This is a genomic window from Achromobacter sp. CSND-B12 (assembly GCF_052906545.1).
Genome location: NZ_JBREGJ010000001.1, coordinates 3,785,480 through 3,809,489, shown reverse-complemented (window position 1 = coordinate 3,809,489; position 24,010 = coordinate 3,785,480). Strand labels below are relative to the sequence as shown.

Sequence of the window (24,010 nt, the reverse complement as noted above, 5' to 3'; positions counted from 1 at the left end):
ACTCAAGCCTTGCGTTGAACCACTTTGCCGAACAGACCTTGCGGGCGCACCAGCAGGATCAGGAACAGCAGGCCGAATGCCACCGCGTCGCGCATGGTGGAGCCGATGTAGGCCACCGACAGCACTTCCGCGAAGCCCAGGAACAGCCCGCCCAGCATGGCGCCACGAATGTCGCCCATGCCGCCCAGGATGATGACCGCGATGCCCTTGTGCAGCATCGGCTGGCCCATCAGCGGGAACAGCGCGTTCGAGTACAGGCCGATCAGCACGCCCGCGACACCGCCCAAAGCGGCGGCGGCGAACGAGGTGGTGATGAAGAGCTTTTCGACGTTGATGCCCAGCAGCCAGGCGGCCTTGGGCGATTCGGCAATGGCGCGCAGGGCGCGACCGAACTGCGTGCGACGCATCACGAACATCAGCAGGGCCATCAGCGCGAACGACAGGAAGATGATGCCCAGTTCGATCACGGTCAGGTGCAGGCCGGCGATCTCGATGACTTCCTCGGGCACGGTGCCGTGCGGGAAGCGCAGGTTGCTGGCGCCGAAGATGCCTTGCGCGCCATTGTTCAGGATGATGCCCACGCCGATCGTGGCGATCATGGGGATCAGGTGGGGAGCATTACGCTTGCGCAGCGGCTTGAGCACCAGGTAGTCGATGATGACCCCGGTGAAGCCGGCGACGAAAAATGCCACCATCAGCGCCGCCCACAGGGGCAGGCCGAAATGCTGCACCACGGAGAGCGCCGCGTAGGCCCCCACCATGAAGACGGCGCCATGCGCGAGGTTGATCACCCCGAGCACGCCGAATACCAGCGTGAAGCCCAGCGCGAACAGTGCGTACACACAGCCCAGCGACAAGGCGTTAACGAATTGTTGTTCCAACATGATGGGACATATTCCAAATCAAAAAAGAGCCCCCACGCCGCGCCCCCTGCGTGGACTTGCCGCTCGCCAGGCTCGGCTTCGGGACCCGGGGCAGGCCTGTGTAAGGCCTTCCACGCCGCGCATTGCGTGGACCTGCCGCCCTGAGAGAGCCGTTCTATTCCTGGGGAGTCCTACGATAAAAAGCGCCTTGCGGACCGCGGCCAGCCGCGGTCCGCAAGGCGCATCCCCCCGCGCGGGGATGCGGATTGCTTACTTCTCGATGACGTACTTGCCGTCCTTGGTCACGCTGACGATCGGCGCCTGGTCGGCGTCGTAGCCGGCGGGCTTGCCGGCGCGGTCGGTGGCCTGGCGGAACTTGAAGGCGCCGGTGGCGCCGGTCCATTGCACCGAGGGCAGCGCGTCACGCAGGGCGGCGCGGTCCTTGGCCAGTTCGCCGGTGATCTTGGTGTTCTTCAGGGCCTGGGCGACGATGTACATGGCGTCGTACGACTGCGCGGCGAACTGGTCGGGCGCGCCGTTGAACTTGGCCTTGTAGGCGTCGATGAACTTGACATTCTCGGGGGCCTTGTTCTCGATCGACCACGGGCTGCCGATCCACAGGTTGTTCGACGCGCCGCCGGGGGCCAGGTCGAAGATCTTGACCGAGTTCATGCCGTTGCCGCCGATGACGGGCACGTTGATGCCCAGTTGGCGGGCCTGCACCATGATCGGGGCGCCTTCGGCCAGCAGCGCCGACAGCACGATGGCGTCGGGGTTGGTGCCCTTGATCTTGGTCAGTTGGGCCTTGAAGTCGACGTCGCCCTTGGCGAACGTTTCGGTCGTGGTGACCGGGATCTTCTGGTCTTCCAGGGCCTTCTTGAAGTTGTCGTAGCCGCTCTTGGTGAAGACGTCGTCGTTGCCGTACAGCACGGCCACGTTCTTCAGGCCGGTCTTGGCCTTGACGGTGGAGATGGTGGCGGGCAGCACGTCGGCTTCGGTGACCGAGTTGCGGAACACGTAGTTGCCGATGGAAGTGATGCCGTCGGCGGTGTTGGAGGTGCCGAAGGCGACCGTCTTGGCGGCCTGGGCGATCGGGTCGGCGGCCTGGGCCGAGTTCGACAGCGTCGGGCCGAATACCATCAGGACGTTGTCCTTGAAGATCAGCTTCTTGAAGACGTTGATGGCTTCTTCTTTCTTGCCCTGCTCGTCCTCGACCACCAGCACGATCTTGTTGCCATTGATCCCGCCCGCGGCGTTGATCTCGTCGGCCGCGAGCTGGAAGCCGTTGCGGATCGACGCGCCGTACTGGGCGGCGCCGCCGGACAGGGCTTCAGCCACGCCCAGCTTGAGGTCGGCCGCATGGGCAGCCGGGACGATGCCGGCGGCGATCAGCGCGGCCAGCAGCTTCTTGGTCTTGGATTGCATGGTTGATACCACCTTAAAGTCTGTCTCGGAATGTTGGTTATCCAGGCCAGGATGTTCCCGCCGGATTGACGTCCAATGGCGCCTGAAGGCGTCACGTTTGCGCGTCAAGACCCGGGATATTACTCCTTTGTATCAGGCCGAAACTCGAATGCCGTTCAACAAAAGGCGTAAAACCGCCCATTTTTTTGTAAAAAACACGGGGTTATCAGCGAAAACCCCACCTCCTACCGAATGCCATTCGGCACACGGACCTGCCATCAACTGCGGGCCGACAGCGCCACGCCCAGGTATTGGTCGTAGGCGCCCTCCGTCAAGCGGAGCCAGGGCATCGCGTTGTCGCGAAACCCCATGTAGTTGTCATGGATCGCCTTGAACTTCGGGTCTTTCTCGCCCAGGTCCTTGTAGACCTGCTGGGTCGCCTCGAACGCGGCGTCCATGACCGAGCGCGGCAAGGCGCGCACCTGCGCGCCGGCCGCGACCAGTTGGGCCAGTGCGGCGGGATTGCGGGCGGCATAGGCCGCCGTGGTGCGCGCATGCGCGGCCAGGGCGGCGGCTTCGACCACCGCCTGGTAGTGCTTGGGCAGCTTGGCCCAGGCCTCTTCATTGATATAGAGCGACAACTGTTCGCTGGCGGCCCACCAGCTGGGGCCGTAATAGAACCTGGCAGCCTTGTTCAGGCCCAGTTTGCCGTCGTCGTAGGCGCCGGCGCCGGCCACGGCGTCCGGGCCCGCCTTGGCGGCGGCCTCGGCGGGCTTGGCGGCGTCGGCGGACTTGGCGGCCTCGGTCGGCTTGCTGCCCTCCGCCGGCTTGGCGTCCTTGGGATCCTTGGCGGCTTCTGCCGGCTTGGCATCCTGGGCGGCCTCGGCGCCCTTCCCGTCATTGGCCTGCGCGGCCGCGCCGGTCTGCTGCGGCAGCACGCCCAGATGCGCCAGCACCTGCGCCGCCAGGCCGTCGACGCGCATCCTCAAGTCTTTCAAATCGGTCGCGCGCTTGATCTCGCGGTTGGACCACAGGCCCATCTGCGAACCGGTGTTGCCGAGCGGAAAGTTGATGATCTTCTGCGCCTTGAACAGTTCGCGCATCAGGCGCAGGCCGTCGCCTTCGAGCATCCAGGCATTCATCTGGCCCGCGTCCAGCCCGAACGGCACCGCCGAATCGAAGCAGAAGGCGGGGTTTTTGGCGAAGTAGATGCCTGATGACACGTGGGCGCATTCGACCGTGGCGGCGCCGACCGCGTCCATCAGTTGCGCCGCGGGCGCGACCTCGCCTTCGGCCAGTTGCTTGATGCTGAACTTGCCGCCGGTGGCATCGGAGACGAATTTGCGGAAAATCTCGCCAGCGCCGAAGCGCAGGTCCAGCGCCGCCGGAAAGCCGGACGCCAGGCGCCAGCTGATCGAGGGGGAATCCTGCGCCAGGGCGGGAGCGCTGACCGCCGCCCCCGCCGCCACGGCGCCCAGGCCGGCCTGCTTCAAGAATGAACGTCGTTGCATCTCTTTGCTCCTCTACAGCGATACCAGTTTGAGCAATACCCGCCGGATATTACACGTTGCCATCGCCGCTGACGGCTAGAGGAATTCCCGAGCGGTCAAGGATTGCAAAGAGCGTTGTGACGCGGTTGCCGGGTCAGGTGCCGGCGATCGCCATCTGTTCGATCAGGATCGAACCGGTGGTCTTGGTGCCGCGCGAGATGGTGTCGGCGCCCACCGCGACGATCTGGCGGAACATGTCCGACAGGTTGCCGGCGATGGTGACTTCCTGCACCGCGTGCTGAATCTGGCCGTTCTCGACCCAATAGCCGAACGCGCCGCGCGAATAGTCGCCGGTGACGTAGTTCACGCCCTGTCCGATCAGCTCGGTGACCAGGAAGCCCGTGCCCATCTTCTTGAGCATCGCCTCGAAATCGTCGCCACGGCGCGTCAGCGTGGAGCTGAAGACCAGGTTGTGCGAACCGCCCGCGTTGCCGGTGGTCTGCATGCCGAGCTTGCGCGCGGTGTAGGAGGACAGGAAATAGCCTTCCAGCACGCCGGCCGAGACCACGTTGCGCTTGCGGGTGCGCACGCCTTCGTCGTCGAACGGCGAACTGCCCATGGCGCCGCGGATGTGCGGGTCTTCGGTCAGGTTGATGTGTTCGGGGAAGATCGGCTTGCCCAGGGCGTCGAGCAGGAAGCTGGCCTTGCGGTACAGCGCGCCGCCGTTGGCGGCCTGCGTCAGGGCGCCGACCAGGCCGAGCGCCAGCGGCGCCTCGAACAGCACCGGGAACTTGCCGGTGCGGATGCGGCGCGCCGACAGGCGCGACAGCGTGCGCTCGGCGGCATAGCGGCCGACGGCCTCGGGCGTGGCCAGCTTGGCCGGATCGCGCTCGGAGGTGTACCAGTAGTCGCGCTGCATGCCGTTGCCGCGGCCGGCGATGGGCGCCACCGACAGGCTGTGGCGCGAATACGGGTAGCCGCCCAGGAAGCCACGGGTGTTGCCCATGACGAACTGGCCTTCGTAGGTGCCGACCGCGGCGCCGTCGGTATTGGTGATGCGGGCATCGACCTCGCGCGCGGCGCGCTCGGCGCGCAGGGCCAGTTCGGCGGCTTCCTCGGTGGAAACCGTCCAGGCGCGGTGCAGGTCGAGGTCGGGGAATTCGGTGGCCAACTGGTCGGCGTCGGGAAGGCCGGCGGCCGGATCGGCGGCGGTGTGGCGGGCGATGTGCCAGGCGGCCTCGACCGTCTGGCGCAGCGCGGCTTCGGAGAAGTCGGAGGTCGAGGCGGAACCGCGGCTCTGGCCGGCGTAGACCGTCAGGTCGAGCGAGCGGTCACGGGTCTGTTCGACGGTCTCGATGTCGTTCTTGCGCACCGATACCGACAGGCCCAGGCTTTCGGAGACTTCGGCCGCGGCGTCCGAGGCGCCGATCTGGCGCGCGTAAGCCAGGGTTTGCTCGACGAGTTCGGAAAAACGCGCGTGATTGGCCGCCAGCGGCAAGGAGGAGGAGGATTTGACCATTGCTGTCCAATTTGCAGAGACGGTTATCATAGCCAAGTCTGTCATTGCGCAGTTTTCCATGAATTCCCACATCGAAGAAGAATCCTCCGACGGCTACGACGAGAACGGCTACGATCGTCCCAGCAAGTCCCAGGTCAAGCGTGAAATGCACGCGCTGCTGGACCTGGGCAAGCAACTGATCGAACTGTCCCCCGAACGCCTCAAGCAGTTGCCCCTGGCCGAACGCCTCTACGAGGCGATCCGCGAGGCGCAGCGCACCACCAGCCGCGAAGGCCGCCGCCGCCAGACCCACTTCGTGGGCAAGCTGATGCGCGACGCCCCCGCCGACGAGATCCGCGCCCAGCTCGACGTATGGGAAAACGGCTCGCGCGAGGAAACCGCGGCCATGCACCGCCTGGAAACCCTGCGCGACCGCCTGCTCGACGACGACGACGCGCTGACCAAGCTGCTGAACGACAATCCGCAGGCGGATGTGCAGCAGCTACGCGCGGTGATTCGCGCCGCGCGCAAGGAAAAGCTGGCCAACGCCTCGCTGCTGCAAGGCCAGGAACCGCAGAAGAAGCACTATCGCGCCCTGTTCCAGGCCCTCAAGACCCTCACCCACTGATTGCGCCCGCCGTCCATGAACGCCCCCACCGACCTGCTCGATTGCATCGAGATCGAAACCGCCTCCAATCCCACGCACGCCGTGATCTGGCTGCACGGCCTGGGCGCCGACGGCAACGACTTCGCGCCAATCGTGCCGGAACTGGACCTGCCGGCCGGCCTGGGCGTGCGCTTCGTATTCCCCAACGCTCCCGTGCAGCGCGTCACCATCAACAACGGCATGGCGATGCGCTCCTGGTACGACATCCTGGTGATGGACCTGGTGCGGGTGGAAGACGCCAAGGGCATCCGCGCCTCGGAAGCCGCGATCCACAAACTGATCGCGCGCGAGAACGCCCGCGGCATCCCGACCTCGAACATCGTGCTGGCGGGCTTCTCGCAGGGCTGCGCGATGACCCTGCACACGGGCCTGCGCCTGCGGGACAAGCTGGCCGGCATGATGGGCCTGTCGGGCTACCTGCCGCTGCTGGACAGCGCCGAGGCCGAGCGCGACCCGGCCAACCAGCGCACTCCGATCTTCCTGGCCCACGGCCTGTATGACCCGGTGGTGTCGCTGCCGCGCGCCGAGGCCTCGCGGGCCGAGCTGGAACGGCTGGGCTACGACGTGCGCTGGCACACCTACCCCATGCCGCACTCAGTCTGCGCCGAGGAAGTGGCGGACATCTCGCGCTTTCTGAACCAGGTGCTGGTGTAACTCGGGCGGCGCGCGCCGCGCCGCCGCCCTCCCCCGGGTCCGGATTCTCCGGGCCGTTCGAACGGGGATTCCCTTCTTTGTATACCAAGTGGTATTCCAGCCTCGAATTTTCCGAGGCGCGACGTCGCTCGTCCATAGAGAAAAACGCCAATATCAAAACGCTTGTCGCTTGCGAATGTTGAATATAGTATTCAATCCAAGCCGTATCGGCCCGATCGCAATCGCCTCGGGCTTCCCTGTTGTTGCAGTCGATCCATCCCATTGGCCGTGTCGCGCCGGGTTTCGGCGAGGCATTCAGACGCAGGAGAAAGTCCCGTGAAGCCCTTGTCATTGCCTCGCCTGGCGGCGGCGCTGCTTGCCGCCACGTTCGCCCCGTTCGCCAGCCACGGCGAAGCCCTCAATCCCCCGGTAAAGGTGCGCTACGAAGAGGTGGTGCGCTCGATTCTGTACGTGCCCAAGTACGTCGCGCTGTCGCAGGGCTACTTCAAGGATGCCGGGCTGGACGTGTCCATGAAGACCTCGCAGGGCACCGACAAGGGCATGACCGCCCTGCTCTCGGGCAGCGCCGACATCGTGCTGATCGGCCCCGAAGCCTCGATTTACGTGCAGAACAGCGAATCGCCGGTCAAGCCGAAGATCTTCGCCGGCCTGACCGCCACCGACGGCTTCTTCCTGCTGGCGCGCAAGCCGGTCGAGAAGTTCGACTGGAGCATGCTCAAGGGCAAGGAGGTGATCGGCTTTCGGCCCGGTTCCAACCCCATCGTGTTCCTGGAGACCGCGCTGCGCAAGCACGGCCTCGACCCGCAGAAGGACGTCAAGCTGCTCAACAACATCGGCATCCCCGCCCGCGCCGGCGCCTGGATGGCGGGCCAGGGCGAATACGGCATCTTCCTGGAGCCCGAGGCCGGCGAACTGGTGCGCAACGGCAAGGGCTACATCGTGGCCTCGGTCGGCCATGAGGTCGGCCAGGTGGACTACACGGTCTTCACCGCCACCGACAAGTACATCCGCGACAACCCAAAGGTGATCCAGGCCTGGACCAACGTGGTGGCGCGCGCGGAAAAGTACGTCAAGGACACGCCCGCGGCCACGCTGGCGCCGCAGATCATGAGCTACTTCCCCGGCATGGACGCTGCCGCGGTGACCGACGCGATCGAGCGCTACAAGCAGTACCAGATCTGGAAGACCACGCCGCTGGTGACGGCCGAGGCCATGAACCGGCTGCAGGACATGCTGGTCGCCAGCGCGGTAATGAAGGACGGCGCCCGGGTCAAGTACGAGGATGTGGTGGTGGCGGACTTCGCCAGGAAGGTGCCGTGATGAGCGCCGTCGTCCACAACCTCAAGCCGGACCCGGCCACCGCCAAGATCGAACTGCGCGATGTCTGCCTGAGCTACTTCACGCCGGAAGGCGAGACCGAAGCGCTGTCGCAGGTGTCGTTCGCGCTGGCGCCCGGCGAATTCGTCAGCCTGATCGGCCAGAGCGGCTGTGGCAAGAGCACGCTGCTGTCGCTGATCGCCGGCCTGCACGCGCCGACCTCGGGCACGGTGATGATCGACGGCCAGGCGGTCACCGAACCCAATCCGCGCATCGGCTACATGCTGCAGCAGGATTATCTTTTCGAGTGGCGCACCATTCTCGACAACGTCATGCTGGGCGCCGAGATCCAGGGCCGGCGCGATGCGCGCAGCGAGGCGCGGGCCGTGCACCTGCTGGAAAAGTGCGGACTGGGCGCGTTCCTGTCACATACGCCACGCCAGTTGTCGGGCGGCATGCGCCAGCGCGCCGCGCTGGCGCGCACGCTGGTGACCGAGCCCGACGTGATCCTGCTGGACGAGCCATTCTCGGCGCTCGATTCGCAGACCCGGCTGGCGATCTCCGACGAGGTCGTCGACATCCTGCGTCGCGAGGGCAAGACGGTGGTGCTGGTGACCCACGACATCGGCGAGGCCATCGCCATGACCGACCGCGTCATCGTGCTGTCGCGCCGGCCCGGACGGCTCAAGAGCCAGTACCGCATCCATTATGGCGACGGCGCGCGGCCGACGCCGTTCCAGGCCCGTTCCCGGCCGGAATTCAATGCCTACTTCAAGCAACTCTGGGACGAGCTGGACGTCCATGTGGAGGGTTGAGCCGTGAACGCACCGATCGCCAACACCGTGCCGCTGCGCGCCGTGCCCGCGCCCAGCCAGAAGTACCTGGACTACCTGCGGCACGACCGCGCCCGCCGCCGCAACATCCGCATCGCCCAGGCGCTGCTGCTGGTGGTGTTCCTGTGCGCCTGGGAGATCCTGCCGCGCATGCACATCCTGAACCCGCTGCTGACCAGCTATCCGAGCGCGCTGTGGCCGACCTTCCTGGAACTGTGGAACCAGGGCAACCTGGCGCACCACATCGCCACCACGCTGTCGGCCACGCTGGTCGGCTTCACGCTCAGCATGGTGATCGGCATCATCGTCGCCGCCGCGCTGTGGTGGTCGGACTTCCTGTACAAGGTGCTGGATCCGTTCCTGGTGGTGGCCAACGCCATGCCCAAGATCGCCTTCGTGCCGATCTTCTACCTGTGGCTGGGCTCGGACTACGCGGTCTACGGCATGGCCGTGGCGATCGCGGTGTTCGTGACCATCATGGTGGTGTATGCGGGCTTTCGCGCCATCGACCTGAACAAGGTCAAGCTGGCCCGCACCTTCGGGGCCAGCCGCTGGCAGGTGCTGACCAAGGTGGTGCTGCCCGGCAGCGTGCCGACCCTGATCGCCGCGGTGAAGATGAACATCGGCCTGGCGCTGGTGGGCGTCATCGTCGGCGAATTCCAGTCGGCCGACTCGGGCCTGGGCTTTCTCATCATGAACGGCAGCCAGGTCTTCAAGCTGAACATCGTCATGACCGCCATCGCCATGCTGGCGCTGATCTCCAGCGTCATGTACCTGGTGGTGTACCGCATCGAAGCCGCCGTGGCGCGGCGCTACGGATAAGGAGCCGCCATGCAGATTCCGCAATGGGTGCAGGACCGCGTCATCGCCCGCCAGGGCTGCCTGCATCCCTACGACAGCCTGCCCGGCGCCCGCACCGCGGTGGTGGTGATCGACATGCAGCAGTACTTCACGCTGCCCGGCTACCAAGGCGAATGCGCGGCGGCGCGCGGCATCATCGCGCCGGTCAACCGCCTGTGCGACGCGGTGCGCGCGGCCGGCGGCACGGTGGTCTGGGTGCAGACCGCCTCCGACAATGCCGATGCCTTCTGGTCGCACCACCATGGCGTGATGCTGACGCCCGAGCGCAGCGCCCGGCGCCTGGAGACCCTGCGCCGCGACTCACCGGGCTTCGCCCTGCATCCGGACCTGCGGCCGGCCGACGGCGACCTGCGCGTCACCAAGCGCTTCTACAGCGCCATGGCCACGGGCTCGTCGGAACTGGAGCCGCTGCTGCGCGGACGCGGCGTGGACACGCTGCTGATCGCCGGCACGGTCACCAACGTCTGCTGCGAATCGACCGCGCGCGACGCCATGATGCGCGACTTCCGCACCATCATGGTGGACGACGCGCTGGCGGCGGTCACGCCGGCCGAACACGAAAACGCCCTGCACGGCTGGCTGCTGTTCTTCGGCGACGTGCTGTCGGTGGACGAGGTGTCGACGCGGCTGCGGCCAGCGCAGGCCGCGCGCAAGACGGCCTGAAGCCGGCATGGCCGCGGCCGGGCGCCGGCACGCGCCGGCCGCGGCGCTCAGCGCAGGTTGAGCCAGACCCGCCGCATGGTCGGGTCTTCCGGATCCGGATCGTTGGTGAACCCCAGGCTGGTCATCAGCGCCAGCATCGGCCGGTTGGTCGACAGCACCAGGCCGTCGATGTATTCCAGCCCCTGCTCGCGCGCCGCGTCGATCAGCGCCGTCATCAGCTGGCGGCCCAGGCCGCGCCGCTGCCAGTCGTCGCCGATCACCAGTGCGTATTCCGCGCCGCGCCCGTCGGGGTTGCGCAGGTAGTGCGCAAAGCCGACCAGCACTTCGTGCGGATGGCCGCGGTTGGCCGGGTTGGGCACCTGGGTGGCGGCCACCAGCGCCAGCTCGCGGTGGTAGTCCACCTGGGTGTAGCGCGACACCATGCGCGGCGTCAGCTCGCGCATCATCGACACGAAACGCATGTAGCGCGAGCGTTCCGACAGGCCGCGGATGAAATCCTGCAGCGGCTGGCCGTCCTCGGGGCGGATCGGCCGCAGCACCCACGGAATGCCATCGGCGAAGCGGCGCACCTGCACTAGGCGCGCCGGGTACGGGTGAATCGCCATGTGCGGATAGCCGGCGGTCTGGGGCGTTTCGCAGCCCGGCTTCTCGGCCAGCGTCATGCGCAGGCCGCCGGCGCGCAGATGGGTGTCGCCGGCATACAGTGGGTCGATGTCGAGCGTTTCGATGTCCGGCAGCTCCGACACCATCTCCGAGACCAGCACCAGCGCCTGCTGCAAGGCCTCGGCGGCCAGGTGGCCGACACGCGGCGCCAGCACCCGGCGCCACAGCCGGCTGCGCTCGATCATCTGGCGCGCCAGGAAGCCGTTGAGCGGCGGCAGGTCGATGCCGCGGTCCGATTGCGACAGCACCGCGTCCGGGCCGCCGGCGCCGAAGCGGATGACCGGCCCGAACTGCGGATCGCGCCGTACGCGGATCGCCATGGGGCGGGATTCCGGTTCGGCCGCCGCCACGTCCAGCGGCATGTCGCGCAAGGGGACATAGAACAGGGACAGCAGCGCGCGGACCTCGGAGGTATTCAGTTCGCGCCGGCAATCGGCCCGCACCCGCGCCAGGATCTCGCGCGCGGCGGCCAGGTCGGGCACATGGGTGGCCGGCTCGGGCGGCTGGGTCTGCAACAGCAGTTGCTGGTTGTAGTGGTGCGTGGCCAGCACGCCGAAGGCGTCGGCAGCGGACTCGGGCGTGCGGAACGCCGAGGTGCCGGCGTCGTCCAGCATGCGCCGCAACGGCCGCATGCCGGCGTCGCCCATGAAGCAGGTGACCACGGGCTTTCTGGCCTTGGGCGCGATCTGCGCCAGCTCGCGCGCCACCGCCGGCATGTCGGCCAGCGCGTCGGGCGCCAGCAGCACCAGCACGCCGTCCACGCCGGCGTCGTCCAGCACCACGTCGAGGATGGCGCGGATGCGTTCCGGCGTCAGCGGCACGTAGGTGATGACAGGATTGGCGCTGGCCGCGTCCGGCTCCAGCATTGCCGCCAGCGCGCGCTGCGTGGCCGGCGCCAGCTCGGCGCGCAGCACCGCCGCGTCCGGGCCGATCAGGTCCATGGCCAGCTGCGGAGGCCCGCTGCCGTTGGAGATCAGCGCCACCCGCCGCCCCTTGGGCCGGCGCGTGTAGCCCAGCACCTTGACCGCCGAGAACAGCTGCACGAAGTAGCGCACCCGCACCGCGCCGGCGCGCCGCAGCGCGGCGTCGAAGATGGCGTCGGCGCTGTCGGTGTCGGCGCGGCCGGCCTTGAGCACGATGACCGGCTTGACGCTGGCCGCGGCCCGCAGCGTGCTCATGAACTCGCGCGCCGGCCCGACGTCTTCCAGGTACAGCACGATGCTGTCGGTGCGAGGATCGCTGGCCAGGTAGTCCAGCACCTTGGACAGGCCCACCACCGCCTCGTCGCCCAGCGACACGGCGGTGGAAAAGCCGATATGCACGTCCTCGGCCCAGTCCATGACGGCGGCCATGATGGAGCGCGACTGCGCCAGCAGCGCCACGCGGCCGGCGCGCGCCAGCACCGGATGCTGGCTCAGGTTCAGGCCGGCATGCGGGCGCTGGGCGCCGAACGAGCGCGGCCCCAGCAATTCGCAGCGGTTTTCCTCGGCCCAGGCGCGGCACAACGCCAGCGTGCCGCGCGGGTAAGGGTCGGGCAGCTCGTGCGGCAACAGGATGACCGAGCGCGGGGCCAGCGGGGACAGCCGGCGCAGGGTCTCGGGCAGCACGGCCGGCGAAACGCAAACCAGGGCCAGATCGGGCCGCTCGCCAGCGGCCAAGCCCTGGAGCGTCTCCGGCAGGTCGGGCGCGGCGCCAGGGTCGCAGGCCACCACCGTGGTTTTCGCCTTGAGCGCGGGTGGCAGCGACGTCGCCGCCGGCAGCGGCCGATCGGCGACGATCACCAGCGAACCGGGTTCGAACATCGGGGCAAGAGCGTGTCGCAGCATGGCGGGAACAGGCACTAATCTAAAATAGCGTCCATCGTAACAAGACAACCCCGCCGTCCGCTTGATCCGGGCCAGTCCGACGCCGCATTCGCGGCGCCGCAGCCGCTATCATTGCCACCTATGACTTCCAACGCCTCCTCCCCCATCCGTACCCGCTTCGCGCCTTCGCCCACGGGCTTCCTGCACCTGGGCGGCGCCCGCACCGCGCTGTTCTCCTGGGCCTTCGCGCGCCACCACAAGGGCACCTTCGTGCTGCGCATCGAAGACACGGACGTCGAACGCTCCACGCCGGAAGCGGTGCAGGCCATCCTGGACAGCATGGACTGGCTCGGCATGCAGCCGGACGAAGGCCCGTTCTACCAGATGCAGCGCATGGAACGCTACCGTGAAGTGGTGGCGCAGATGCTGGCCGCCGGCACCGCCTACCACTGCTACAGCTCGCCCGAGGAAGTCGAGGCCATGCGCGAGGCCGCCCGCGCCCGCGGCGACAAGCCGCGCTACGACGGCACCTGGCGCCCCGAGCCCGGCAAGACCCTGCCGCCGGTGCCCGAAGGCCGCAAGCCGGTGGTGCGCTTCAAGAATCCCCAGGACGGCGCCACCGCCTGGAACGACATGGTCAAGGGCCCCATCAGCTTCGACAACACCGAGCTGGACGACCTGATCATCGCGCGCCCGGACGGCACCCCCACCTACAACTTCTGCGTGGTGGTGGACGACTGGGACATGGGCATCACCCACGTGCTGCGGGGCGATGACCACGTCAACAACACCCCGCGCCAGATCAACATCCTGCGCGCGCTGGGCGCCACCCTGCCCGAATACGGCCACGTGCCCATGATCCTCGGCCCGGACGGCGAAAAGCTGTCCAAGCGCCACGGCGCGGTCAATGTCATGGAGTACGACAACGAGGGCTACCTGCCCGAGGCCATGATCAACTACCTGGCGCGCCTGGGCTGGAGCCACGGCGACGACGAACTCTTCAGCCGCGACCAGCTGGTGGAATGGTTCGACACCCGCCACCTGTCCAAGTCGGCCTCGCAGTGGGACCCGAAGAAGCTGAACTGGGTCAACGCCCACTACATCAAGCAGATGGACAACGCCGAACTGGCCGAACGCGTGGCGCCGCGCGTCGCCCATCGCGGCGGCCATCCGGAAAAGATCGACCTGCCGGGGGTGATGGGCCTGCTCAAGGACCGCGCCGAGACCCTGGAACAGCTGGCCGACGGCGCCATGCTGTTCTGCGGCGCCTTCAAGCCGGCCGCGCCTGAACTGGTCGAGCAGCACCTGACCGCCGCCGCGCGCGAGGCGCTGGCCGATTTCGCCCAGCGCGCCCAGGGCACCGACTGGACCCGCGAGGCCATTTCGGCGCTGATCAAGGCCGTGCTGGCCGATCGCGGCCTGAAGATGCCGCAACTGGCAATCCCGCTGCGCGTGGCCGTCACCGGCCAGACCCAGACGCCCGCAGTGGACGCGGTGCTGGCCCTGTTGGGCAAGGATGCCGTGCTCCAGCGCCTGGCCGCGATCTGAGCGGGCATCCGCCCACGAAAAAGCCCCGTCCGGCCTGGCCGTTCGGGGCTTTTTTCATCGGGCAGAGGATGTATCAGGCGGCCTTGGGACGCGCCTTCAAGGCGCGCGAGAAGAACGCGCCCAGCAGCGGCAGCAACACGGCCGAGCCGCCGAACAGCACCGCGGCGCCGGCCTCGTCCACCACCGAACCGGCCAGCGCCACACCGGCCGCCTGCCCCATGAAGAGGCAGGACGCGAACCAGGCCACCGCCGTGCCGCGCGCCGACGGCACCATCTGGGTGGCGTTGGTCTGCAGCGTCGCGTGCAGCAGGTAGTAGCCGAAGCCCGCCAGCACGCTGGCCAGCAGGCTCCACAACCACACCGGCCCCAGCAGGTACGACAGGAACGCCACGCCCAGCACCAGCCCGCCCGCGACCGCCAGGCCACGTTCGCCCAGGCGCTTGAGGACGCGGCCCGCCACCACCGTGTACAGCAGCCCGCCCACGGCGTACACCGCCACCAGGGCGCCGGCCGCGGTCAGCGAGATATCGAAGCGTTCGTGCAGGTACGACGGCGCGAACGCCAGGGCGCCGAACACCAGCAGGCCCTCGATGAACACCGTGGCCAGCACCACCCGCGCCCAGGGCGTGCCCAGCACCAGCCGCGCCTGCGCCACGAAGCCCTGGCGCGGCGCGTTGGGGTCGACCACGCCCAATCCCAGCGCGCGCTGGCGCCGCACTTCCAGCTGCAGCAGCGTGCCCACCACGAGGTAGCCGACCACCAGCGCCGCGAAGGCCCAACGCCAGCCCAGGGTGTCGGCGAACAGGCCGCCGGCCAGTTGTCCGGCCGCCATGCCCAGGATGGTCCCGGTCAGGAAGCGCGCCAGCGTCGCCTGGCGCCTTTCGTACGGCACGGTGTCGCCGATCCAGGCCATCGACAGCGGCACGATGCCGGCCCCCGCCGCGCCCGACAGGGCGCGGCAGAACACCAGCACGTCCAGCGACTCGGCCACGAACGCGCCGGCGCTGCCCAGCGCGCAGGCAAACGTCGCCACGCTGACCACGCGATACTTGCCGTAGCGGTCGCCCACCGGGCCGAAGAACATCTGCAATACGCCGTAGGCCACGGCGAACGCGGTCACCGCGCGCGCGGCCTGGCCAGTGGTGGCGCCGAACTCGGCGGCCAACTGCGGCAACATGGGATCACAGATACGAAAGGCGCTGGCGCTGACGAAAGCGGCCAGGGCGAGCAGCGCGATGGCGCGCGCTTCGGAAGAGAGGGCGGGCATGGAAGGCCGGCGGGGATGGAGGACGAAGTCCGCACCTTACCGCAGGCGCGCCCGCTTGGCGACGCCGGCCGGCGGATTCCGTCCGTCCGGCGCAACGTCGGGTTGCCGGCCGGGCCGGCCGGACCGGGATCAATACGGCAGGCGGTAGCCCTGCGGCATGCGGCGCGCGGTAACGACCTGGCCGCCGCTCTTGAGTTCCCGCAGCGTCAGCTTGGCCTGCTCGACTTTCTCGACACGGTAGCGGTTGACGTAGATAGGATCGGCGGCGTCGACGATCTCGCCGTTCGATTGCGTGGTCTGCATCGTGTAGACGCCGTCCACCACGCTCCAGCAACCGGTCTCGCGCAGCGCCGGGCGCGTCTTGCGGCCGATCTTCAGCTGGGTTTCGTAGGCCATGCGGCCGTCGGCGTACAGCACCGTGAGCGCCTGGAAGTCACCGCTGACGCCCTTCGGCCTGGAGTTCGAATACCAGGTGCCTATCATGGGATCGCCGCTTTTCGCCGGTACGCACGCGGCCGGCTTGGGCGGCCCCTCCGGCTGGGCCTCGGTGATGGAGGCGGGTTTCCGGGCGGCGCAGCCGGCCAGGATCAGAACGGCGCAGGCCACGCCCGCCGAACGCAAATACACACTGCTCATGACTTCCTCAACACGTCTGTCGACGCGCCGCGCCGCTCAAACCGGCACGCCCCCGCGCAGCAAACATCACGCACTCTAAAGATGCGCTGGTGAAGAATCAACGACGATCGGTGGCGTGTGCAATTGCGCAACAGTCCTTGCCGAAAACCTCGTGTTTTAAGGCCTCAACGCGCAAAAATGCGTTGGTTTCAAGCGACACTGCGACCACCGCGCGCGGCCTTGGCGCGCAGCATTTCCTCCATGCGCGCAGCGGCCGGCGACAGGTGGCGGCCAGCCAGCCGGGTGATGCCCAGCTCGCGTTCGATGCGCGGCCGGGCCAGCGGCACGAAAACCAGACCAGGCGAATCCGGCGGCACCCCCAACCGCGCCAGCACCGTCACGCCCACGCCGCGCTCCAGCATCGCCAACAGCGACATCATGTTCGACACGAACACCTGGCGCTCCATCATGAATGCGGCCTGCGGATAGTCCGCCAACTGGCGATGGGCCACCGTGCCCACCAGCGGCAGCCCGGCGATCTCGCGCCAGGTCACGGACTTGCGCCCCGCCAGGGGATGGCCGCGATGGCAGACCAGCCCGAATGCGTCGCGCAGCAGCGGCTCGAACGCCAGCCGCCGGTCGCGCAGCACCGGGCTGCACACCCCCAGTTCCACCTCGCCCGCCAGCACCATGCGTTCCACGCCCTCCGAGTTGTCGTCGAACAGGCGCAGCGCCACCCCCGGATAGCGCTCGCGATAGGCCGCCACCAGCTCGGGCAACCAGTGCATCGCGACCGTCGCCACCGAGGCCATGGTCAGGGTGCCGGCCTCGTTGCCGGCCAGCCCCGCCAACGTGCCGGCCACGCGATCGTGGTGCTCGACCAGCTCGCGCGCCAGCGGCAGGCAGTCCTGGCCGAAACGCGTCAGCGCGTTGCCATTGCCGCGCTCGAACAGCGGCTGGCCCAGGCGTTGCTCCATTTCGCGGATCGACAGCGACAGCGCCGGCTGCGAGCGGAACGCGCGCGCGGCGGCGGCGCGAAAGCTGCGCAATTCCGCCACCAGCAGGAAGTGGCGGTAGTGCGCAATCGAGAGTTCGGGCAAGGCGGGCATCGCGGCAGTCGATTTGATGAACTTATCAAACCATAGGAAAAATAAAGTTTTCTCATCATAGGGCGGCACTTAACATGGCCGCAATGACTACCGCGACTCTCTCCCCCGCCCGCGCCCAGGCCGTCGATCCGCTCGACTTCAGCCTCGCCGACCGGCTGCCCGCCTGCGTTGCCGGCCAGGGCCGGCTGCTGACCGCCGCCGCGCCCAACGGCAGGCCCGGCCTGCTGCTCGTGCCCGGCGCCTATCACGGCGCCTGGTGCTACGCGCACTACCTGGACCATTTCGCCCGCGCCGGCCTGGCCTGCGCCGCCATCGACCTGCGCGGCCACGGCCCCTTACCGCAGCCGCCCGGCTTCGTCGACACGGGCATCGCGGACCTGGCCGCCGACGTCGTCAGCGCGCTCGACCTGCTGGACGCGCCCACCGTCGTGGTGGGCCACAGCATGGGCGCCCTGCCCGCGCTGCTGGCCGCCAGCCAACGCCGCGTTGCCGGCGTGGTGCTGATGGCGCCGTCGCCGCCCGCCAACCTGCCCGGCGCGCTGGGCCTGCCGCCGGTACCCGCCGACGCCGTGCGCGCCACGCCCGCCGCCAGCGAGATCCGCGCCCGCTTCCTGGCCACCACGCCTACACGCGACGTCAGCGCCGTCACCCAGCGCCTGAATCCCGAAAGCCCGCGCGTGCTCAACGACCGCTACCTGCTGCGCGTGCCCGTCGACCCCGCCGCCATTGCCGCTCCCGGACTGTGCCTGGAGGCCGGCCTGGACACCCACGACCGCCATCCCCCCGGCCAGGACCACGCGATCGCGCGCCTGTTCGGCTTTTCCCACGCCGTCCTCGCCGGACAGCCCCATTGCATGATGTACGGCGACCAATGGCAGGTTGGCGCGGACGCGATCCTCGACTGGTATCGCCAGCAGTTCGGCTGACCCGCGACGCCCGCCCACGCCGGACACCCTCGACATCCCGCCAACGAACCCCAAGCAGATCCACCTGGCCCGCGCTCAGCGTGCCATGACACACACCGCAAGCCATAGAACATGACGGCGCCAGCGCCGCCCCAGGAGACAAGCATGACCCTCACCGCCTTCGCGCCCCACGCCTTCCTGCGCCCTGCGCTCGCCGCCGCCAGCCTGCTGCTGGCCGCCACCACGCACGCCGCCGGCTGGCCCGAGAAACCCATCACGCTGATCGTCCCATCCGCCGCCGGCGGCGCCGCCGACCTCACCGCCCGCACCTTCGCCCAGTTCCTGGGCAAGCAGACCGGCCAGACCGTCATCGTCGAAGACCGCCCCGGCGCCGGCGGCATCGTCGGCACCAACGCCGCCAGGAACGCCGCCGCCGACGGCTACACCTTCCTCCTGTCCACCAACTCCACCCACGCCGCCAACCAGTTCCTCTACAAGCGCCTGCCCTACGACGCGCAAAAGGACTTCGCGCAGGTCGGCATGCTCGGCACCTTCGGCACCGTCGGCATCGTCGCCCCCGACAGCCCCTATCGCACCGTGCCGGAACTGGTGGAGTACGCCAGGAAGCATCCCGGCGAAGTCTTCTTCGGCTACTACAGCTCGTCCTCGCAAGTGCCGTCCGAACTGTTCAAGCAACGCGCAGGCATCAACATCGGCGCCGCCGGCTACAAGAACATCACCCAGATCATCACCGACCTGCGCGGCAAGCAGATCGGCTTCGCCTTCGTCGACTACCTGACCGCCATGGGCCAGATCGACGGCAAGGGCCTCGCCCCCCTCGCCGTCACGGCCGCCCAGCGCCACCCCGCCTGGCCCGACGTCCCCACCATGTCGACCTACTACCCCGACTTCGTCGTCGCCGGCTGGCTCGGCATCTCCGCCCCCGCCGGCACCCCGCCCGACATCGTCGCCAAGATGAACGCCGCCACCCAGGCCGCCGTCAACGACCCCGCCACCGCCGACAAACTCCGCGCCCTCGGCCTGACCCCCGAAGCCATGGACACCGCCCGCTTCGACACCTTCGTCAAGGAAGACACCGCCCGCTGGAAGGAATGGATCAAGATCTCCGGCATCCAGCCGCAGTAACCGCCCACAGCAAATAAAGAAACGCCCTCTATATATAGAGGGCGTCGCAATATAGAGACCATCAAAAGTAGAGACCATCAAAAGATCGCGCCCATCGAATCAAGCGCGATGACGCAGGATTCACCAGCCCCTCCCATCACGATCGCGCCGCGCCATTGCCCCCTCGAGCAACGCCTCTCTCCAGCAGCGCGCAGCGTCCGCCGCCACGACGCAAGACACCCAAATGCCAAAAGGCGGCCGCCCGCGCGGCCACTTTTTGGCGACCCCGCAAGATCCTCCCTCCACCCCAGATTGACGGCAAAAACGCCAAGCACACAACTCGCCCCAAAGCCCGGCCGTTAAGTCTCATCAAAAGCGGGAGCCGGGGCAGGCGGGGGATGGCGGGGCGTGTAGATGCGCCCGGCGGAAACCGTAGGGAGCCGAAGGCGGACGAGGTTGAGCCCGGGGCAGTCCGGAGCGAAGGCTCCGGACCGCAATCGTAGCCCCGCCATCCCCCGCCTGCCCCGGCTCCCGCGACTAAAGAACCCCACCCCCCGCAAGCAAATAAAGAAGCCCCCTACAAAGGCAACTTCAACTCATGCTTGATCTCCCGCAACGCCACAATCGTCCGCGTCTGCCGAATCCCAGGCATATTGAACAAGAACCGATGCAAGAACCGGTCATAAGCCTCCGGACTCTCCACAAGAATCTTGAGCAGAAAATCCGAATCCCCCGTCACCGCATAGCATTCGAGAATCTCCGGCGCATCCCGCACCGACCGCTCGAAGTTCTCCACCGTATTCGCCGAATGCCGCTCCAGGCTGATCTGCGCAAACATGCAACCCAGCCCCACCTTGCTGCGATCCACCTGCGCGCTGTAACCCTGGATCACGCCGCTGGCCTCCAGCGCCTTCACCCGCCGCCACACCGGCGCCGCCGATAGCCCCACCTTGTCCGACAGCTGCTGTGCCGAGGCCCGGCCATCCTCCTGCAGGGCCTTGAGGATGCCGATATCGGTCTTGTCCATCGTCTTGTCTCCTTTTTGGGTCGAAATTCCGCGAACACGAAATATTCATTGCGAATTATAGGGATAGCACGATCCGAAAACGCAATAAACCCGATGCCTCGCGAACCTATCATGGTGCCGACTACAGGAGCATTCATGATGGACGGCACCCCCGCCCCCGAGCCCGCGCTGGACCTCGACTACCAGCTCGCCGACAACCTCACCCGCCAGACCGGCCGCATCTTCCTGACCGGCACCCAGGCCCTGGTGCGCATCATGCTGACCCAGCGCCGCGTCGATCGCGAGCGCGGGCTGAACACCGCCGGCTTCGTCTCCGGCTACCGCGGCTCGCCCCTGGGCGGCGTCGACATGGCGATGTGGAAGGCGCAGAAGGCGCTGGACGCCAACCAGATCTCGTTCCTGCCCGGCATCAACGAAGACATGGCCGCCACCGCCGTCATGGGCACGCAGCAGGCCGGCATGCGCGCCGACCGCAATGTCGATGGCGTCTTCGCCATGTGGTACGGCAAGGGCCCCGGCGTGGATCGCGCCGGCGATGCCCTGCACCACGGCAACGCCGCCGGCGCCTCGCGCCATGGCGGCGTGCTGGTGGTGGTGGGCGACGACCACACCGCCGTCTCCTCATCGATCCCGCACGCCAGCGAGGCCTCGCTGATCGGCTGGCAGATGCCCATCGTGCACCCGGCCTCGATCGACGAATACGAAACCTTCGCCCTGTGGGGCTGGGCCCTGTCGCGCCACTCCGGCACCTGGGTCGCCTTCAAGGCCGTGTCCGAGACCATCGAGAGCGGCCACTCCTTCACGCCCGCGCCGGTGCGCAGCTACGACATGCCGGCCGATCCGGACCTGCCGCCGGAAGCGCTGGAATACTCCGCCCGCGACTTCCTGTCGCTGGCGGTCGAAACCCGCATGAACCTGCGCATGAAGGCGGTGGCCGCCTTCGCCCGCCGCCACAGCATCGACCGCCTCACCTGTCCGGCACCCAAGGCCACCGTCGGCATCGTCACCGTCGGCAAGGCCCACCTGGACGCCATGGAAGCGCTGGCGCGCCTGGGCGTGGACACCGTCACCGCCAACGCGCCGGTGCGCATCTACAAGCCCGGCCTGACCTGGCCGCTGGACGCCGAACGCATGCTCGAGTTCGCGCGCGGCCTGTCGCACATCCTCGTGATCGAGGAAAAAGGCGCCGTGGTCGAGACCCAGCTCAAGGACCTGCTGTTCAACCTGCCCGAGCGCGCCACCGTGGTCGGCAAGAAGGGTTTCGACGGCGAGACGCTGGTGCCGTCCGCCGGCCAGCTGCGCCCGTCGCTGCTGGCGCGGCCGCTGGCCCAATGGCTGTCGCGCAGCGCCGGCCTGCAGCCCGGCGTCGACCTGGCCACCTTCGACTGCCAGGACATGCTGTCCAACGACGCCGACGGCATGCGCCGCCGGCCCTACTTCTGTTCCGGCTGTCCGCACAGCACCTCGACCAAGGTGCCCGAAGGCAGCCAGGCGCTGTCGGGCGTGGGCTGCCACTACATGGCCGCCTGGATGGACCGCGACACCGGCGGCCTGACCCAGATGGGCGGCGAAGGGGTCGACTGGATCGGCCTGTCGCGCTACACCAAGATGCCGCACATCTTCCAGAACATGGGGGAAGGCACCTATTACCACTCCGGCTACCTGGCGATCCGCCAGGCCGTGGCCGCCAAGGCCAACATCACCTACAAGATCCTGTTCAACGACGCCGTCGCCATGACCGGCGGCCAGCCGGTGGATGGGCCGATCTCGGTGCCGCAGATCTGCCAGCAACTGCGCGGCGAGAACGTCGCCCGCATCGTCGTCACCAGCGACGAACCCGAGAAATACCAGGGCGTGGACCTGGGCGCCGGCATCAAGGTGCACCACCGCCGCGACCTCGACGCGCTGCAACGCGAGCTGCGCGAGATCCCCGGCGTCACCGTGCTGATCCACGACCAGACCTGCGCCGCCGAAAAGCGCCGCCGCAGGAAGAAGAACCAGTTCCCCGACCCGGCCCGCCGCATGCTGATCAACAGCGCCGTGTGCGAAGGCTGCGGCGACTGCGGCGTGAAATCGAACTGCCTGTCGGTAGTGCCGCTGGAAACGCCCTACGGCCGCAAGCGCGCCATCGACCAGTCCAGCTGCAACAAGGACTACTCCTGCGCCGAAGGCTTCTGCCCCAGCTTCGTCTCGGTCATGGGCGGCAAGCCCAGAAAGAGCGCGGCGCCCAAGGCCGACCAGGAACGCCTGCAGCACCTGATCCAGCAACTGCCGCTGCCGCAGCCGCCGGCGCTGGAGCGCCCTTACCGCCTGCTGGTGGCGGGCATGGGCGGCACCGGCGTCATCACCATCGGCGCCATCGTCTCGATGGCCGCTCACCTGGAAGGCCTGTCGGCCGCGGTGCTGGACCTGACCGGCCTGGCGCAGAAGGGCGGCACGGTCGTCAGCCACATCCGCCTGGCGCCCGCGGGCGCGGCCGCCGGCCCGGTGCGCCTGGACTGGCAGCAGGCCGACGCCGCCATCCTGTGCGATCCGGTCGCCGCCGTGGCGCCCGACTCGCTGGGCGCCCTGCGCCGCGGCCACACGCAGGTCACCGTCAACACCTACGTCGCCCCGGTGTCCGATTTCACCCGCAACCCGGACGCCGCCATGCGGCCGGAAGCGCTGCTGGCCAAGATCCGCCACGCCGCCGGCGACGAGCACACCGCCGCCATCGATGCGCACGAGGCCGCGCTGGCGCTGTTCGGCGACAGCATCCTGTCGAACATGTTCATGCTGGGCTACGCCTGGCAGCGCGGCGGCGTGCCGCTGTCGCAGGCCGCCATCAACCGCGCCATCGAACTGAATGGCGTCGCCGTGGCCGCCAACCGCGCGGCCTTCGACAGCGGCCGCCTGGCCGCGCACCAACCCGAAGCGCTGGAAGGCGCGCTGCGCCCGCGCGCCCAGGTGGTGCAACTGCATGTGCCGGAAACCTTCGAGCGCGCCGTGGCGCGCCGCGTCGAAGACCTGACCGCTTACCAGGACGCCGCCTACGCGCAGGCCTACCGCGAGGTGGTCGAACGCGTCGCCGCGCGCGAGCGCGAGCTGGCGCCCGACGCCAGGACGCCGCGCCTGGCCATGGCGGTGGCGCGCGGACTGTTCAAGCTGATGGCCTACAAGGACGAATACGAAGTCGCCCGCCTCTATACGGGCGAGGCCTTCCAGGCCCAGCTCAAGGGCCAGTTCGAGGGCGACTACAGCCTGCGCTTCCACATGGCGCCGCCGATCTTCGCGCGCAAGGACCCGCGCACCGGTGTGCCGCGCAAGGTGACGCTGGGCCCGCGCACCATGACCGCGCTCAAGCTGCTGACCCGCTTCAAGCGCCTGCGCGGCACCTGGTTCGATCCGTTCGGCCACACCGCCGAACGCAAGATGGAGCGCGCGCTGGTGGGCGAGTACCGCCAGACCATAGACCAGTTGCTCGCAGGGTTGAACCGCGACAACCTGGCGCAAGCGGCTACAATCGCCGCCCTTGCAGAAACCATCCGCGGCTTCGGCCACGTGAAGGCTGCGAACGTCGAGAAGTACAGGACGGAGCTGGCCCGCTTGATGCAAAGCTATACGGCGCCTGCCCCGCGCGATGTACCCCTGCGGAAAACCGCATAAACACTCGCGCTGAGCGGCATTCTCCTGGGCGCGCCTTGCTAGGCGCGCCCA

General features: G+C 68.1%; 19 protein-coding genes. 10 read left to right on the top strand and 9 right to left on the bottom strand.

Annotated elements, in window-relative coordinates; all coding sequences use genetic code 11:
• Positions 1 to 2: 2 nt before the first annotated feature.
• From ACUTAG_RS17855 to pmbA, 4 genes are all read right to left on the bottom strand, one after another.
• The gene (locus ACUTAG_RS17855) at positions 3 to 884 is read right to left on the bottom strand and encodes a branched-chain amino acid ABC transporter permease (protein WP_006388637.1); all 882 of its coding nucleotides are present in this window, start codon (positions 882 to 884) and stop codon (positions 3 to 5) included.
• A gap of 249 nt (positions 885 to 1,133) precedes the next feature.
• Positions 1,134 to 2,288: an ABC transporter substrate-binding protein gene (locus tag ACUTAG_RS17850; RefSeq protein ID WP_049071171.1), complete on the bottom strand. Its 1,155-nt coding sequence runs from the start codon at positions 2,286 to 2,288 to the stop codon at positions 1,134 to 1,136.
• Between the two features lie 257 nt (positions 2,289 to 2,545).
• On the bottom strand, positions 2,546 to 3,778 hold the full coding sequence (locus ACUTAG_RS17845; protein ID WP_148317592.1) for a TRAP transporter substrate-binding protein: 1,233 nt from the start codon (positions 3,776 to 3,778) through the stop codon (positions 2,546 to 2,548).
• A gap of 133 nt (positions 3,779 to 3,911) precedes the next feature.
• A complete protein-coding gene (gene pmbA, locus ACUTAG_RS17840; RefSeq protein ID WP_148317594.1) occupies positions 3,912 to 5,276 on the bottom strand; it encodes a metalloprotease PmbA in 1,365 nt (454 codons plus the stop codon).
• A gap of 58 nt (positions 5,277 to 5,334) precedes the next feature.
• Here pmbA and yjgA point away from each other — a divergent pair, with 58 nt between their 5' ends.
• The 6 genes from yjgA (at position 5,335) to ACUTAG_RS17810 (ending at position 10,250) form a co-directional block, all read left to right on the top strand.
• Entirely contained in the window at positions 5,335 to 5,883 is a 549-nt protein-coding gene (yjgA, locus tag ACUTAG_RS17835) for a ribosome biogenesis factor YjgA (protein WP_006388633.1), read from the top strand.
• A gap of 15 nt (positions 5,884 to 5,898) precedes the next feature.
• Positions 5,899 to 6,576, top strand: a complete 678-nt coding sequence (locus ACUTAG_RS17830) for an alpha/beta hydrolase (RefSeq protein ID WP_148317596.1) — start codon at positions 5,899 to 5,901, stop codon at positions 6,574 to 6,576.
• A gap of 315 nt (positions 6,577 to 6,891) precedes the next feature.
• Positions 6,892 to 7,896 carry an ABC transporter substrate-binding protein gene (locus ACUTAG_RS17825; protein ID WP_148317598.1) on the top strand — a complete coding sequence of 335 codons (1,005 nt, stop codon included), beginning with the start codon at positions 6,892 to 6,894 and terminating at the stop codon, positions 7,894 to 7,896.
• Positions 7,896 to 8,708 (top strand): ABC transporter ATP-binding protein, encoded by an 813-nt coding sequence (locus ACUTAG_RS17820; protein ID WP_006388630.1) that lies wholly within the window; start codon positions 7,896 to 7,898, stop codon positions 8,706 to 8,708. Before ACUTAG_RS17825 ends, ACUTAG_RS17820 begins: the two co-directional genes overlap by 1 nt.
• A 3-nt stretch (positions 8,709 to 8,711) precedes the next feature.
• Complete coding sequence (locus ACUTAG_RS17815) at positions 8,712 to 9,548, top strand: ABC transporter permease (RefSeq protein ID WP_026383212.1); 837 nt, start codon at positions 8,712 to 8,714, stop codon at positions 9,546 to 9,548.
• 9 nt (positions 9,549 to 9,557) lie between these two features.
• The gene (locus ACUTAG_RS17810) at positions 9,558 to 10,250 is read left to right on the top strand and encodes an isochorismatase family cysteine hydrolase (RefSeq protein WP_047993356.1); all 693 of its coding nucleotides are present in this window, start codon (positions 9,558 to 9,560) and stop codon (positions 10,248 to 10,250) included.
• Positions 10,251 to 10,297: 47 nt separating this feature from the next.
• Here ACUTAG_RS17810 and ACUTAG_RS17805 read toward each other — a convergent pair whose 3' ends face one another.
• A complete protein-coding gene (locus ACUTAG_RS17805; RefSeq protein ID WP_148317600.1) occupies positions 10,298 to 12,739 on the bottom strand; it encodes a bifunctional acetate--CoA ligase family protein/GNAT family N-acetyltransferase in 2,442 nt (813 codons plus the stop codon).
• A 120-nt stretch (positions 12,740 to 12,859) separates the two neighbouring features.
• Here ACUTAG_RS17805 and gltX point away from each other — a divergent pair, with 120 nt between their 5' ends.
• Complete coding sequence (gene gltX / locus ACUTAG_RS17800; protein WP_148317602.1) at positions 12,860 to 14,266, top strand: glutamate--tRNA ligase; 1,407 nt, start codon at positions 12,860 to 12,862, stop codon at positions 14,264 to 14,266.
• 73 nt (positions 14,267 to 14,339) lie between these two features.
• On the opposite strand, the gene ACUTAG_RS17795 is transcribed toward gltX, so the two are convergent.
• The 3 genes from ACUTAG_RS17795 to ACUTAG_RS17785 all read right to left on the bottom strand — a co-directional run bounded on the left by ACUTAG_RS17795 (position 14,340) and on the right by ACUTAG_RS17785 (position 17,257).
• Positions 14,340 to 15,533 (bottom strand): MFS transporter, encoded by a 1,194-nt coding sequence (locus ACUTAG_RS17795; RefSeq protein WP_006388625.1) that lies wholly within the window; start codon positions 15,531 to 15,533, stop codon positions 14,340 to 14,342.
• 129 nt (positions 15,534 to 15,662) lie between these two features.
• Positions 15,663 to 16,169: a hypothetical protein gene (locus ACUTAG_RS17790; protein WP_026383208.1), complete on the bottom strand. Its 507-nt coding sequence runs from the start codon at positions 16,167 to 16,169 to the stop codon at positions 15,663 to 15,665.
• A 188-nt stretch (positions 16,170 to 16,357) separates the two neighbouring features.
• Positions 16,358 to 17,257, bottom strand: a complete 900-nt coding sequence (locus tag ACUTAG_RS17785) for a LysR family transcriptional regulator (protein ID WP_054518085.1) — start codon at positions 17,255 to 17,257, stop codon at positions 16,358 to 16,360.
• A gap of 83 nt (positions 17,258 to 17,340) precedes the next feature.
• On the opposite strand from ACUTAG_RS17785, the gene ACUTAG_RS17780 reads away from it, so the two are divergent.
• Together ACUTAG_RS17780 and ACUTAG_RS17775 are read left to right on the top strand one after the other, a co-directional pair.
• Entirely contained in the window at positions 17,341 to 18,183 is an 843-nt protein-coding gene (locus tag ACUTAG_RS17780) for an alpha/beta hydrolase (RefSeq protein WP_233437035.1), read from the top strand.
• A 144-nt stretch (positions 18,184 to 18,327) separates the two neighbouring features.
• Entirely contained in the window at positions 18,328 to 19,308 is a 981-nt protein-coding gene (locus ACUTAG_RS17775; protein WP_148317604.1) for a Bug family tripartite tricarboxylate transporter substrate binding protein, read from the top strand.
• A gap of 556 nt (positions 19,309 to 19,864) precedes the next feature.
• Here the strand turns inward: ACUTAG_RS17775 and ACUTAG_RS17770 are convergent.
• Complete coding sequence (locus tag ACUTAG_RS17770; protein WP_006388620.1) at positions 19,865 to 20,314, bottom strand: Lrp/AsnC family transcriptional regulator; 450 nt, start codon at positions 20,312 to 20,314, stop codon at positions 19,865 to 19,867.
• Between the two features lie 138 nt (positions 20,315 to 20,452).
• Here ACUTAG_RS17770 and ACUTAG_RS17765 point away from each other — a divergent pair, with 138 nt between their 5' ends.
• Positions 20,453 to 23,959 carry an indolepyruvate ferredoxin oxidoreductase family protein gene (locus tag ACUTAG_RS17765; RefSeq protein ID WP_049054299.1) on the top strand — a complete coding sequence of 1,169 codons (3,507 nt, stop codon included), beginning with the start codon at positions 20,453 to 20,455 and terminating at the stop codon, positions 23,957 to 23,959.
• Positions 23,960 to 24,010: the final 51 nt, after the last annotated feature.

What these genes read in the sequence shown, in the direction of transcription:
- ACUTAG_RS17855 (WP_006388637.1), bottom strand. Translation starts at nt 884, where the DNA reads ATGTTGGAACAACAATTCGTTAACGCCTTGTCGCTGGGCTGTGTGTAC.
- ACUTAG_RS17850 (WP_049071171.1), bottom strand. Translation starts at nt 2,288, where the DNA reads ATGCAATCCAAGACCAAGAAGCTGCTGGCCGCGCTGATCGCCGCCGGC.
- ACUTAG_RS17845 (WP_148317592.1), bottom strand. Translation starts at nt 3,778, where the DNA reads ATGCAACGACGTTCATTCTTGAAGCAGGCCGGCCTGGGCGCCGTGGCG.
- pmbA (WP_148317594.1), bottom strand. Translation starts at nt 5,276, where the DNA reads ATGGTCAAATCCTCCTCCTCCTTGCCGCTGGCGGCCAATCACGCGCGT.
- yjgA (WP_006388633.1), top strand. Translation starts at nt 5,335, where the DNA reads ATGAATTCCCACATCGAAGAAGAATCCTCCGACGGCTACGACGAGAAC.
- ACUTAG_RS17830 (WP_148317596.1), top strand. Translation starts at nt 5,899, where the DNA reads ATGAACGCCCCCACCGACCTGCTCGATTGCATCGAGATCGAAACCGCC.
- ACUTAG_RS17820 (WP_006388630.1), top strand. Translation starts at nt 7,896, where the DNA reads ATGAGCGCCGTCGTCCACAACCTCAAGCCGGACCCGGCCACCGCCAAG.
- ACUTAG_RS17810 (WP_047993356.1), top strand. Translation starts at nt 9,558, where the DNA reads ATGCAGATTCCGCAATGGGTGCAGGACCGCGTCATCGCCCGCCAGGGC.
- ACUTAG_RS17805 (WP_148317600.1), bottom strand. Translation starts at nt 12,739, where the DNA reads ATGCTGCGACACGCTCTTGCCCCGATGTTCGAACCCGGTTCGCTGGTG.
- gltX (WP_148317602.1), top strand. Translation starts at nt 12,860, where the DNA reads ATGACTTCCAACGCCTCCTCCCCCATCCGTACCCGCTTCGCGCCTTCG.
- ACUTAG_RS17795 (WP_006388625.1), bottom strand. Translation starts at nt 15,533, where the DNA reads ATGCCCGCCCTCTCTTCCGAAGCGCGCGCCATCGCGCTGCTCGCCCTG.
- ACUTAG_RS17790 (WP_026383208.1), bottom strand. Translation starts at nt 16,169, where the DNA reads ATGAGCAGTGTGTATTTGCGTTCGGCGGGCGTGGCCTGCGCCGTTCTG.
- ACUTAG_RS17785 (WP_054518085.1), bottom strand. Translation starts at nt 17,257, where the DNA reads ATGCCCGCCTTGCCCGAACTCTCGATTGCGCACTACCGCCACTTCCTG.
- ACUTAG_RS17780 (WP_233437035.1), top strand. Translation starts at nt 17,341, where the DNA reads ATGACTACCGCGACTCTCTCCCCCGCCCGCGCCCAGGCCGTCGATCCG.
- ACUTAG_RS17775 (WP_148317604.1), top strand. Translation starts at nt 18,328, where the DNA reads ATGACCCTCACCGCCTTCGCGCCCCACGCCTTCCTGCGCCCTGCGCTC.
- ACUTAG_RS17770 (WP_006388620.1), bottom strand. Translation starts at nt 20,314, where the DNA reads ATGGACAAGACCGATATCGGCATCCTCAAGGCCCTGCAGGAGGATGGC.
- ACUTAG_RS17765 (WP_049054299.1), top strand. Translation starts at nt 20,453, where the DNA reads ATGGACGGCACCCCCGCCCCCGAGCCCGCGCTGGACCTCGACTACCAG.